This is a genomic window from Sphingomonas sp. BE123, assembly GCF_031456015.1.
Classification (GTDB): Bacteria; Pseudomonadota; Alphaproteobacteria; order Sphingomonadales; family Sphingomonadaceae; genus Sphingomonas.
This window is the reverse complement of record NZ_JAVDTW010000002.1, coordinates 1,184,343-1,196,575: the sequence shown is the minus strand read 5'-3', so window position 1 is coordinate 1,196,575 and position 12,233 is coordinate 1,184,343. Positions and strand designations below refer to the sequence as shown.

Below are 12,233 nucleotides of genomic sequence, written 5' to 3'. Positions count from 1 at the left end.
GATATTCCTGATCGGCGCGCAGGATCACCGTCCCGCGCGCTGGTTCGTGTGAGGTTACGAAAGGATCAGGAAGTAATCGGCGGCCCGCGCATCGGCGGCCACAACTGCCGCGCCCGATCGACGCGCACCACCGCAACGCCGGCAAAGCCCAGCGCCAGAATGAACGCCAGCGCTCCCGCCAGCAGCACCGGGTCCACCCCCGGCATCAGGTCCATGCCCAGCCCGGCAAAGGCGCAGGGCTGTCCGGCAGCCCGCGTCGCGCCATCCTCCTTCACCGGCATGCCCGGCACGTCGATCTCGACTTGCTGCTGGCCCATGCCGGTACAGACTATCACGACGATCGTGCCCGCGCGCTCGACCGGCATGAACCCCGCCGGCACGGCAAGCTTCATCGCCAGCGCGAGCGCAATCAGCGCCGCCGCGAACCCGCGATGCGAAAGGATCAGCCCCCGGAACACGAGGGCGCGGTTAGCGACTGGAAACGCGCCTGTCATCCGCTAAAGGGTCGAGACCCGCCAGCGGGCAAAAGTGGACAGGGACAGGCAATGGTTACGATCAAGACCGACGACCTTATCGACAGCGTCGCCGACGCGCTTCAGTTCATCAGCTACTATCACCCGATGGACTATATCCGCGCTTTGGGCGTGGCGTATGAGGCCGAACAGTCCCCCGCCGCCAAGGACGCGATCGCCCAGATCCTGACCAACAGCCGCATGTGCGCAGAGGGGCATCGCCCGATCTGTCAGGACACCGGCATCGTCAATGTCTTCGTCAAATGGGGCATGAACTGCCAGCTCGACGATACGTCGCGTTCGCTTCAGGAGGTCGTCGATGAAGGCGTCCGCCGCGCCTATCTCCACCCCGAAAACAAGCTGCGCGCCTCGGTCCTCGCCGACCCTGCCTTCACCCGCCGCAACACCCGCGACAACACCCCCTGCGTCCTGCATGTCGAGCTCGTCCCCGGCGACAAGGTCCATATCGACGTCGCGGCCAAGGGCGGCGGGTCGGAAAACAAGTCCAAGTTCAAGATGATGAACCCGTCGGACTCGATCGTCGACTGGGTCCTCGAAATGCTGCCCCAGATGGGCGCCGGCTGGTGCCCGCCCGGCATGCTCGGCATCGGCATCGGCGGCACCGCCGAACACTGCGTCCTCCTCGCCAAAAAGGCGCTGATGGAACAGATCGACATGGCCAGCCTCAAGCAGCGCGGGCCCCAGAACGATCTCGAAGCGCTGCGCATCGAGATTTTCGACAAGGTCAATGCGCTCGGCATCGGCGCGCAGGGCCTTGGCGGCCTCTCGACCATCCTCGACGTCAAGATCCTCGACGCGCCCTGCCACGCCGCGGGCAAGCCGGTGGCGATGATCCCCAATTGCGCCGCCACCCGCCACGCGCATTTCACGCTCGACGGCAGCGGCCCGGCCTATCTCGAAGCGCCCAAGCTCGACGAGTGGCCGGACGTCAACTGGACCCCAGACAAAGCCGCGATCCGCGTCGATCTCGACGCGCTGACGCCCGAAGTCGTGCAGAGCTGGAAGCAGGGCGACCGCCTGCTGCTCAACGGCAAGATGCTCACCGGCCGCGACGCCGCGCACAAGCGCATCGCCGACATGCTCGCCCGCGGTGAGGAACTGCCGGTCGCGTTCAAGGGCCGCGTCATCTATTATGTCGGCCCGGTCGATCCGGTCGGTGAAGAAGTCGTCGGCCCCGCCGGCCCGACCACCGCGACGCGCATGGACAAATTCACCCGCATGATGCTCGATCAGGGGCTGCTCGCGATGGTCGGCAAGGCCGAACGCGGCCCCGCCGCCACCGACGCGATCCGTGACGCGAAGAGCGCCTACCTCATGGCCGTCGGCGGGGCCGCCTATCTCGTCGCCCGCGCGATCAAGGGGTCGAAGGTCGTCGGCTTCGAAGACCTCGGCATGGAAGCGATCTACGAATTCGAGGTGCAGGACTTCCCCGTGACCGTGGCGGTCGATGCCGAGGGCAACAACGTCCACCAGCTCGCGCCTTTGGTATGGCGTGACAAGATCGCGAAGGAAGGGCTGCTTGAAAAGGCCTGATCCCGAAACGGCGGCGTTGCTGCTGCCGTTCGCCTTCAGCATCCTGTTCGTCGCGATTCCGTTCGCGATGACGATGGCTGGGGTCAGGCTTAACGTGATCGGCTGGCTCAGCATCGCGTTCGGTGCGGTCGGCATTGTCGCGGTCGGCGCGCAACTGCTGGGCTATCGCCCGAACCAGCGCAGCGGTCGATCGCGGTCGGGCAAGGCCCGCGCACGGGAACAGCGCGTCCAGCACAAGGGCGCGCTGCCCGAACTCTCGGCCAACAAGCAGGCCCAGGTCCGCCGTGTGGTCAGGGTGATGGCACAGGCCGGCGTCTTCGCTCCGACCGCGCCCGATCCCGCATTGCTGTTCGCTGGCGCCGCGGAAATGGGCTGGTCGATTCAGCCCGACGTGATCCTGCTGACATTGTCCGAAGCCAGCTATTACCACCCCGGCGCCGACCCCGCGCCGCACTTTGCCAATCTCGCCTTTCACGACATTCAGGTCGAAACCCCGGCCGAGTTCATCGAAACGATGATCCGCGACCTCGAACGCCTGTCCGCCGGCGCGCTCGTAATCGCCGATCTTCAGGTCGCTCAGGAGATTGTCGACGCCGACGCGCGCACCGTCCGCACCAGCGCGACGATGACAATCAACGGCACGCCGCTGACCTTTGTCGAAGATCACCATTTCAAATATTTCCCGATCGGCCTGCACCCGGCCATCGCCGCGCACATGCCGCCGGACCGCCGCTTCGCATGGCTCTGGGTCGATCAGGGTGCGTTCGTGACCGCGCTCGCCCCCGGTGCGGTCGAGGCGATGAACGCCGCGCTCAAGCTGACGCCGAACAGCCGCTGCCAGTGGGACTGGATCGTCGACCCGCCATCCACCGCTTGAGATTGTGCCGCCACGCGATAGTCTCGACCCGCACCGCGCAGGGAGATCGCATGAAGCTGACCGACATCGCACTGGCCGCCGCGACCATCGCCCTGATCGGCATCCACCCGGCGTCGGCGCAATATTTCGACGGGCTCAAGGGCAAGAAGCTGCGCACCGCGATTGCCGCCGCCCAAGCGCATCCGCTCGGCAGCCAGCAGAACCCGGTCCGCGCCCGCGGGCCTGAGGGGGAGCGCGCCTATCTCGCCCGCCTGCGCTGCGCCGACGGCAATGCCCCCGCGTTCGCGCGGGTCGGCAGCACCGGGATCGGCCCCTATCACAACATCCTCGACCTCTATACGGTCCAGTGCGCGGGCGCCGCGCCGCTGTCGGTCTATCTCGACATGTACCACAAGCATGCCGAGCCCGCCGCGCTCCCCGGCTTCACCATCGTCGCGCCCTGACCGGCACGGCGCAGGTCAGCGATAGACGATCCGCACCTTCCCCGCCGCCTCCACGGCCACCCGCCGCGCGCGCTCCACATCCTCCGCCAGCGCCAGCGCCACGCCCATCCGGCGATAGGGCCGCGTCGTCGGCTTGCCAAAGATGCGCACATCGACCTCGCCGCCCGGCACCGCCAGCGCGTCCGCAAGTCCCGCATACCCCGGCCCGTCGCTGTCCCGGTCCGCCAGGATCACCGCCGACGCCGCCCCGCCGCCGCGCAGCACCACCTCCGGCACCGGCAGCCCCAGCACCGCGCGCGCATGCAGGTCGAACTCGCTCAAATTCTGCGAGATCGACGTCACCATCCCCGTGTCATGCGGTCGCGGCGACAGCTCACTGAAGATCACCTCCTCGCCCTTCACGAAGAACTCGACCCCGAACAGCCCATAGCCGCCCAGATCGTCGACGATCCTGCGCGCCATGTCCTGCGCCGCCGCGATCGCCCCCGCACTCATCGCCGCCGGCTGCCAGCTTTCCTGATAGTCCCCGCGCTCCTGCCGGTGCCCGATCGGCGGACAGAACACGACGCCGTCGCGCGTCCGCACCGTCAGCAGCGTGATCTCATAGTCGAAGTCGACAAACTCCTCGACGATCACCCGCCGCCGGTCGCCGCGCATGTTCGCGACCGCATAGTCCCACGCCGCCTCCAGGCCCGCCGCCGCGCGCACCGTCGTCTGCCCCTTGCCCGACGAGGACATGACCGGCTTGATCACGCATGGCAGCCCGGTGTGCTCCGCCCCTGCCAGCACCTCCGCCAGACTCTCGGCATAGCGGTAGCGCGACGTGCGCAGCCCCAGCTCCACCGCCGCCACCTCGCGGATCGCATCGCGGTTCATCGTCATCATCGTCGCGCGCGCCGACGGCACCACCGTCACCCCCGCCGCCTCGACCTGCGCCAGCACCTCGGTCCGGATCGCCTCGATCTCTGGCACCACCAGGTCGGGCGCATGCCGGTCGATCGCCGCGCGCAGCGCATCGCCGTCGAGCATCGAGAACACCTCGCACCCGTCCGCCACCTGCATCGCCGGTGCGCCGGCATAGCTGTCGCACGCAATCACCTGCGCCCCCAGCCTTTTGGCCGAAATGACAAATTCACGCCCCAGCTCGCCGGAGCCAAGCAACAGGATTTTCGCGGTAAAGGTCATCGCATCCACTCGTCGATCCAACGTCCCCGCCGCCTCGCACATCCCCCGACCCGCCGCAAACCCATTCCTCCCCCAGCTTGCTGGGGGAGGTGGCAGCGCGCAGCGCTGACGGAGGGGGCGTAGCTGCGAACAGCGATATGCTGGGGGCATATCGCAGCAGCGGGGCCGGCTTGCGTAGCAAGCCGTGGGCGCAGAGGGCGGAATTTTGCCGAGTTGCCGACGGCTGTCTGCACAGCCGCCCCTCCACCACCGCTTCGCGGCGGTCTCCCTCACGGCACCGGCCCCGGCCGCTCCCCCGCCAGCACCGCGCGCTCAAACTCCTGCCTCGCATCCGCCCGCACCAGCGCCTCGCGCCGCTTGCGCTGCGCAATCCGGTCCAGCGCCTTCAGCAACGCCGTGTCGGTCTCGTCCGGCGCGGCATAGTCCGCCCCCCCCCGCGCCTTGGCCGCCCCCGAGCGCACCATGCCCGTCGCCTTGAGCACCAGCAGAAACGCCGTCTCGGTATCCTGCGTCAAGCGCATATAAGGTCGCTCGATCATCCCCCTCCCCACCCGCCACCTGAAACGCAGGCGCGCCGCGGATGTCTTGATCGCGGCACTGCATCGGGCCATGCTCTGCGCGATGTTGGGGGAAGTACGGGGCAATGGGCACGATCGGTTCGCGTCTGGATGCGGTTAGCGCCCCGAGGGGGTTCGACTATGTCCGGATCGGTCTTTCGATCTGCGTGCTGACGTCGCACAGCTTCGACCTTGCCGATCCGATCGCGGCAAAAATCTGGACGCAGACCAGCCCGTTCGCCGCGTTCAAGCTCGCAATACTGCCGATGTTCTTCGCGGTCTCGGGTTTTCTCGTGACCGGAAGCCTAGTGCGCGCGAGGACGATTTCCGGCTTTGCCACGCTCCGCGTCGTCAGGCTGATGCCCGCGCTGTCGATGGAGGTATTCTTGTCGGCACTCTTGCTGGGGCCGCTCGTCACAACCGTGGCGCTGAGCGATTACTTCACAGATCCGCTGTTCCGCGCCTACTTCCTCAACCTCGCCGGTGTCCCGCAATATCTGTTGCCCGGCGTGTTCCTCGATCATCCGCGCCCAGAAGTGAACGGCCAGCTATGGACGCTGCCGTATGAACTCTGGTGCTACGGTGCCCTCGCGCTGCTCGGCCTCGCCGGCCTGCTCCAACGGCCAGCGATGGGCCTCGCTATCCTGATCGGGTTCACGATGACGGTCTGGCTGCTGGGCCTCGTGACGCCGGTACCGCGCGGACCATGGCTCTATTCCTGGTCCCTGGTCAGCGCGTTCGCAGCGGGCGTCGTCCTGTTTCTGTATCGGCACCGGCTACCGTGGAACGCGCGATGGGGTGCGGCATCGTTCGCGCTGACCGCGCTGCTGTATCTCAGCGCACACACCCGCGCGCTAGCAATGATCCCGATCGCCTATTGGACGGTGTGGCTCGGCCTGTTCAACCCGCGCGCGACCTGGATCGCCGGGCGTCATGATTATTCCTATGGCGTCTATCTGCTCGCCTATCCAATCCAGCAGCTTCTGTGGATGTGGCCAGCATTTCGTCCGTGGTACATGAATGTGTCGTTCGGCCTCGTACTGACGCTGCTCGCTGCTGCGTTCTCGGCGCATTTCGTCGAACAGCCGGCGATGCGACGCAGGAAAGTCGCAGTCGAACGGGTCGAATCGATCGTGGCGACGGCGCGCGCGCGACTTGGCGCGCTGATCTTGAACCTGACGGCGCGCGTGCCCCGGGCGTGACTATATCTGTTAATCCGACGCACCGGAAACCGGCGTTGGCGACCCTTTATGCCGCGTTCGCGATCTGCGTAGCGATAACCTGTTTCACCAACGACGTCGTACTGGACCTGATCCGCCACTATGTCGGGCTTGGTCCGCACTGGCCTGCTGAGACGGCACGTCGCCTGCCTTACGCAGCTGCCGACCGATATGACGGGTATCTGCTCGGCTCGCTAAAGGGGGCCGGTTTTTTCGCCGCGCTGCTGGCCTTCGCATTCCTGCTGCGCTCGGCCGCCGTCGCGATCATGCCCGCAATGCGGTCGCGCAGGCTGTGGATCGATTTGCTGATTGGCCTCGCAATCGCCAGCATCTTCCTGTTTGAGGTCGTGCCCACCGGGATGGGCCGCATCTATGGGTATAATTCGGTCGAGCCCTTCCTCCAGCAACAGGGATTTTTCCATCGCCGCATCCTGATGCCGGCGCTCGCCCACATGCTTCATCTGGACGGGGTGCTGTACGGCCTGTTCCACTGGATCGTCGCGCTGCTCACCCTCGCGCTCGCCAGCATTTATCTGGAAACGCGCGGGCTGCGATTGTCCCGGCTCGAACTCGCATCGCTCTATACCACCGGGATGTTTGCCACGGCGATCGCGCTGCCCGGCCATGGCGAAATCCTGGTATTTGCGCTGACACTCGTGGCCTTGCTCGACAGCGATCGCGAAAGGCCCGACAGCATGGTTCAACCGGCATGTTTCGCCCTGGCGCTGCTCGCGCACGAAACCGCTGCGGTCCTGGCGTTCGGCACGCTGGCGCTCACCGGCCGCGACCGTCGCGCATGGCTTCATTTCGCATCGCTGTTGGCGGTGTATGTCGCGATATGGCTCGCCAGCTATGGCTTCGATTTCGGACGCGCGGCGCGCACGCAACTCACTGGCGAAACCAGTAATCTGGATCGGTTTCTCCAGAATGTTCCCCTCGCCCTATTTAGCCTGGGCGCCGCGTACAAATTGACGCTCGTGGCGGCGATCGCAGCGGTCGCCGGGTTCGTCCGCGCCGAGCAGCTTCGACCCGCGCTGCTCATCTGCGTCGCGCTGGGCGGCGGCTTTGCGCTGACGGCCGTCGCGACCGATTACACACGCATGGCCGCATTCGGCGGTTTCGCGATCCTCATCGCGCTGCCACCCGTCCTGACGCACCTGTCGGCCCGGTCGCGCGCCTGGCTTGCCTGTGCCAACCTGCTGATCCCGACCGTCTATGTGGCGGCGATGCACGGGGCGGTGGCGTATCACGGGCTCTATGGCCTTGTCCTGACCAATTGGTTCGGCATAGCGGGCTGACGGATCGGTTGGATGCCCAAATGTGAAGCGCGTTCCAGCCAAACTCATCGCTCCAACAAAATCCTCCCCCCTCCGCATTTCCCCTCCCCTTCCCCCCACGCCCCCTCCCTGCTATCGGCCACGCGAATCTTCGCATTCGCACACCGGCGCGCTCGCGCGGCATCTTGCCGCCTCCCCGTGACGCCCGGCGTCAACTGGACAGGGAAAGGGACCCGCACATGACAGCCATCGGTCAGGACAGCCTCGGGACGCGCGACACGCTCACCGTGGGTGGCAAGAGCTATACCTATTTCAGCTTTGCCAAGGCGGCCGAGAAGCTGGGCGATGTCAGCCGTCTGCCGTTCAGCATGAAGGTGCTGCTGGAGAATATGCTCCGCTTCGAAGACGGCGTGACCGTCAGCACCGAAGACGCCCAGGCGATTGTCGACTGGCAGAACAACCCGCGCGCGCCGGAGCGTGAGATCCAGTATCGCCCCGCGCGCGTGCTGATGCAGGATTTCACCGGCGTTCCTTGCGTGGTCGATCTGGCGGCAATGCGCGACGCGATGAACGCGCTCGGCGCGGACGCGTCGAAGATCAATCCGCAGGTGCCCGTCCACCTCGTCATCGACCATTCGGTCATGGTCGACGAATTCGGCACGCCCCAGGCGTTCGAGGATAATGTCGAGCTGGAATATCAGCGCAACATGGAGCGCTACGACTTCCTGAAGTGGGGCAGCAAGAGCCTCGACAATTTCAAGGTCGTCCCTCCCGGCACCGGCATCTGCCATCAGGTGAACCTTGAAAATATCGCGCAGGCGGTGTGGTCGTCGACCACCCCGGAGGGCGAGCTGGTCGCCTATCCCGACACCTGTGTCGGCACCGACAGCCACACCACGATGATCAACGGCCTGGGCGTGCTCGGCTGGGGCGTCGGCGGGATCGAGGCGGAGGCCGCGATGCTCGGCCAGCCGGTGTCGATGCTGATCCCCGAAGTCGTCGGCTTCAAGTTCACCGGTGAGCTGGCCGAGGGCATCACCGCGACCGACCTGGTGCTGACCTGCACCCAGATGCTGCGCGCCAAGGGCGTGGTCGGCCGCTTCGTCGAATATTTCGGCCCGGGCCTCGCCTCGCTGTCGCTGGCCGACCGCGCGACGCTCGCCAATATGGCGCCCGAATATGGCGCGACCTGCGGCTTCTTCGGCATCGACGACAAGACGTTGGATTACATGCGCCTCACCGGCCGCAGCGAAGAAAATGTCGCGCTGGTCGAAGCGTACGCCAAGGCACAGGGCTTCTGGCTCGATCCGAATGCAGAGCCGGTGTTCACCGACGTGCTCGAACTCGACCTCGGCAGCGTCCAGCCGTCGCTCGCGGGCCCGAAGCGTCCGCAGGACAAAGTGCTGCTGGGCAGCGTCGATGACGTGTTCAATTCCGACCTGACCAAGGTGTACAAGAAGGACGAACCGGTCCGCGTGCCGGTCGCGGGCAAGGATCACGATATCGGCGACGGCGACGTCGTCATCGCCGCGATCACCAGCTGCACCAACACCTCGAACCCCAGCGTGCTGATCGCCGCCGGCCTCGTCGCCAAGAAGGCGGTCGAAAAGGGCCTGAAGCCCAAGCCGTGGGTCAAGACCTCGCTCGCCCCGGGGTCGCAGGTCGTGACCGACTATCTGGAGAAGGCGGGGCTGCAGTCCTACCTCAACCAGGTCGGCTTCAACCTCGTCGGCTATGGCTGCACCACCTGCATCGGCAACTCGGGTCCCTTGGCCGAGCCGATCTCGGCTGCGATCAACGGCAACGACATCGTCGCCGCCTCGGTCCTGTCGGGCAACCGCAACTTCGAAGGCCGCGTGTCGCCCGACGTGCGCGCCAACTTCCTCGCCAGCCCGCCGCTCGTGGTCGCCTATGCGCTCAAGGGCACGGTGGTTCAGGACTTCATCACGACGCCGATCGGCGAAGGCACCGACGGCCCCGTCTATTTGAAGGACATCTGGCCCACGACTGCGGAAGTCCAGTCGGTGATGGACGGCGCGCTAACCCGCGACATGTTCGTTTCGCGATATTCGACCGTTTTTTCCGGCGACGCGCGCTGGCAGGCCATCGACGTCACCGGATCGGACACCTACAGCTGGCGCGCCGGATCGACCTATGTCGCAAATCCCCCGTATTTCGAGGGACTTACGATGGACCCGAAGCCGGTGACCGACATCATCGAAGCCAAGCCCCTGGCGATCTTCGGCGATTCGATCACCACCGACCACATCTCGCCCGCCGGCTCGATCAAGGCGGACAGCCCGGCCGGAAAATGGCTGCAGGATCATCAGGTTAGCAAGGCCGACTTCAACAGCTACGGCGCCCGCCGCGGCCATCACGAAGTCATGATGCGCGGCACCTTCGCCAATATCCGCATTAAAAATCAGATGCTTGACGGCGTCGAAGGCGGCATGACCCATTACAATGGCGAAGTCATGCCGATCTATGACGCCGCGATGCGCCACAAGGCCGACGGCACCCCCTTGGTCGTCATCGGCGGCAAGGAATATGGCACGGGTTCGTCGCGCGACTGGGCGGCGAAGGGCACCAACCTCCTTGGAGTCCGGGCGGTTATCGTCGAGAGCTTCGAGCGTATTCACCGTTCGAACCTGGTCGGCATGGGCGTCCTTCCGCTCCAGTTCGCCGAGGGCGTGACCCGCGAGACGCTGGGCCTGAAGGGTGACGAGACCTTCACCATCACCGGCGTGTCGGCCCTGCGCCCGCGTCAGGATGTCGAGGTCAAGCTGACCCGCGCCGACGGCAGCAGCGAGACCTTCCTGACCCGTTGCCGCATCGACACCGTCAACGAGCTGGAATATTTCCTCAACGGCGGCATCCTCCAGTACGTGCTGCGGAAACTCGCTGCATGATCTGCATGGCGCTCCCGCTGTTCGCGGCCGGGCTTTGCCTCGACCGCGAGCCGGGAGCGCCATGGATCAAATTCCAGGCAAGAGGTCAGGGGCCGGTCTTCGTCGACCCGACCAGCATCAGGGACGCGGGCGGCGAGAAGGTCATCCGCCTGCTCGACACCGCCGAAACACCGGCGACCAGCGACGTCTATATCGATCTGTCGGTGTCGTGCGTGAAACGCCAGGCGATGATCATCCGCCTCACCGACGTGAAGTCGGGCAAAGCGACCGAAGTGAATCCGGAAAACCGCGAGCCCGCAGACCCCGATCATCCGTTCATGCGCAAGCTGATCGATTTCGTCTGCGACGGAAAGCCGCTCAAATGATCCGCTCCCCCCTTACGCTCGGCCTGATCGCCCTGACCCTCCCCGCCGCCGCACAGACGTGGAAGCCTGTACCGGGCGCGGCGAACGTCGCCTTCGCGATCGACACCGCGAGCATCAAGCGCGAGGGCAAGTGGCGTGTGTTTCGCACCCGCACGACCTCGCTCGGGGTCGAAGGGACCATCATCGGCACCGCAGCGATGGATTGTGCCGCCGGCGTCACCGAACTGCGCGGACAACGGCTGGTCGCGCGCGGCAAGACCGTTCGCGAGCGGACCTTTCCGGTGGGCAAGCGCCCGCGTCAGAAAATCGCCAACCCGGCCAGGGACCCGGCGTTCAGGATCGTCTGTCGCGGGTAAAACTTAGCGCCGCGCGAGCGGCGCAATGCGATCGGCCAGGTCATTGTCGCGCACCGTGACCGCGTCGCGCGACCAGTTACCGACAAAGGTCGTCGCATATTTGAAGCCGGGTGACAGCCACGCCTTGTTGCCCTCGATCACCAGCCCTGCGGAGCTGTGCTTGGCGCCCTCCGGAGCCACCGCGATCATCGTGCCGTAATTGTCCTTGGCGGGGCCCTGTTCGAACGCATTGCCCGCAATCCGGCCCGATGCGCCGTTGGACAGGTCGATCGCGTAGTTGGTGTTGCGGCCAAGGCTGTCGTCGAAGCTGGAGTTGATGATCTCGACCCGCGGCGCGCGAACCTTTACATAATGGCCACCGGTGCCGCGTTCGAAGCGCGATTCGAACACGCGCAGGCTGCCGTAATTGCCGACATAGATTGCGTGCGCGCCGGCGCCTGTGGGGTCCTTGCCAAGGCCGGCAAAGGTCGAGCGTTCGACCGTGATCGATCCACGCGGATCGCTGGCGGTCAGGATGCCGCACTGGCCGTCGATGAACATGGCGTTGGTGACGAAGAGGTTGCCGGTTTCGAGCCGGATACCGGCGCCGTTGCCGTCCTCGACCAGCGTGCGCATGAACACGATGCCGTCGACCTTGGCGGCGCGGCCACGCAGCACCAACGTCGCCTTGCCCTCACAGATCGCGCGGTCGAACACCGCCTTGCCAGGCACCTGTGCAACATAGGTGATGTCGCCCGCCTCCTGCACCGAGCACTCGCCATAGCGGCCCGGCGCGATGCGGATCGTGCCGCGGCGTTCGCCGATGGCGGACACCGCTTCCTGCAGGCTGGCGAAGGACTGGCCGGTTTCCACGATCGTGAACGGCGCGTCCTGCCCCTGCGGCATCGCGGGGGCGGTGGTGGCGATCAGGGCGGCGGCGAGCGTGAACAGGCGCATGCGGAGGCTCCGGCGGTTTGCCGGAGGATATGCGCCGCAAGC

The 12,233-nt window shown here is 65.9% G+C and carries 12 protein-coding genes; 8 read left to right on the top strand and 4 right to left on the bottom strand.

Annotated features, from left to right (window positions below):
* Nucleotides 1-65: 65 nt before the first annotated feature.
* Nucleotides 66-458 (bottom strand): hypothetical protein, encoded by a 393-nt coding sequence (locus J2Y54_RS13920; protein ID WP_310040582.1) that lies wholly within the window; start codon nt 456-458, stop codon nt 66-68.
* 87 nt (nt 459-545) lie between these two features.
* On the opposite strand from J2Y54_RS13920, the gene J2Y54_RS13915 reads away from it, so the two are divergent.
* Genes J2Y54_RS13915 through J2Y54_RS13905 form a run of 3 tightly spaced genes read left to right on the top strand, consistent with a single transcriptional unit; the run spans nt 546 to nt 3,386 of the window.
* Entirely contained in the window at nt 546-2,066 is a 1,521-nt protein-coding gene (locus tag J2Y54_RS13915; RefSeq protein ID WP_310040580.1) for a fumarate hydratase, read from the top strand.
* The gene (locus J2Y54_RS13910; RefSeq protein WP_310040579.1) at nt 2,053-2,943 is read left to right on the top strand and encodes a hypothetical protein; all 891 of its coding nucleotides are present in this window, start codon (nt 2,053-2,055) and stop codon (nt 2,941-2,943) included. The genes J2Y54_RS13915 and J2Y54_RS13910 overlap by 14 nt, the downstream gene beginning before the upstream one ends.
* 50 nt (nt 2,944-2,993) lie before the next feature.
* Complete coding sequence (locus J2Y54_RS13905) at nt 2,994-3,386, top strand: hypothetical protein (protein ID WP_310040578.1); 393 nt, start codon at nt 2,994-2,996, stop codon at nt 3,384-3,386.
* A gap of 15 nt (nt 3,387-3,401) precedes the next feature.
* On the opposite strand, the gene purT is transcribed toward J2Y54_RS13905, so the two are convergent.
* Together purT and J2Y54_RS13895 are read right to left on the bottom strand one after the other, a co-directional pair.
* Nucleotides 3,402-4,571 (bottom strand): formate-dependent phosphoribosylglycinamide formyltransferase, encoded by a 1,170-nt coding sequence (gene purT / locus J2Y54_RS13900; RefSeq protein ID WP_310041319.1) that lies wholly within the window; start codon nt 4,569-4,571, stop codon nt 3,402-3,404.
* 269 nt (nt 4,572-4,840) lie between these two features.
* Nucleotides 4,841-5,092: a hypothetical protein gene (locus tag J2Y54_RS13895; RefSeq protein WP_310040576.1), complete on the bottom strand. Its 252-nt coding sequence runs from the start codon at nt 5,090-5,092 to the stop codon at nt 4,841-4,843.
* Between the two features lie 122 nt (nt 5,093-5,214).
* Between J2Y54_RS13895 and J2Y54_RS13890 the strand changes: the two genes are divergently transcribed.
* From J2Y54_RS13890 to J2Y54_RS13870, 5 genes are all read left to right on the top strand, one after another.
* Nucleotides 5,215-6,330, top strand: a complete 1,116-nt coding sequence (locus tag J2Y54_RS13890; RefSeq protein ID WP_310040575.1) for an acyltransferase — start codon at nt 5,215-5,217, stop codon at nt 6,328-6,330.
* Nucleotides 6,331-6,365: 35 nt separating this feature from the next.
* A complete protein-coding gene (locus tag J2Y54_RS13885; protein WP_310040574.1) occupies nt 6,366-7,646 on the top strand; it encodes a hypothetical protein in 1,281 nt (426 codons plus the stop codon).
* 218 nt (nt 7,647-7,864) lie between these two features.
* Entirely contained in the window at nt 7,865-10,534 is a 2,670-nt protein-coding gene (gene acnA, locus J2Y54_RS13880) for an aconitate hydratase AcnA (RefSeq protein ID WP_310040572.1), read from the top strand.
* A 5-nt stretch (nt 10,535-10,539) separates the two neighbouring features.
* Nucleotides 10,540-10,899: a hypothetical protein gene (locus tag J2Y54_RS13875; RefSeq protein WP_310040570.1), complete on the top strand. Its 360-nt coding sequence runs from the start codon at nt 10,540-10,542 to the stop codon at nt 10,897-10,899.
* Nucleotides 10,896-11,255, top strand: a complete 360-nt coding sequence (locus J2Y54_RS13870) for a hypothetical protein (RefSeq protein WP_310040567.1) — start codon at nt 10,896-10,898, stop codon at nt 11,253-11,255. The genes J2Y54_RS13875 and J2Y54_RS13870 overlap by 4 nt, the downstream gene beginning before the upstream one ends.
* A 3-nt stretch (nt 11,256-11,258) precedes the next feature.
* Here J2Y54_RS13870 and J2Y54_RS13865 read toward each other — a convergent pair whose 3' ends face one another.
* A complete protein-coding gene (locus J2Y54_RS13865; protein ID WP_310040566.1) occupies nt 11,259-12,191 on the bottom strand; it encodes a right-handed parallel beta-helix repeat-containing protein in 933 nt (310 codons plus the stop codon).
* Nucleotides 12,192-12,233: the final 42 nt, after the last annotated feature.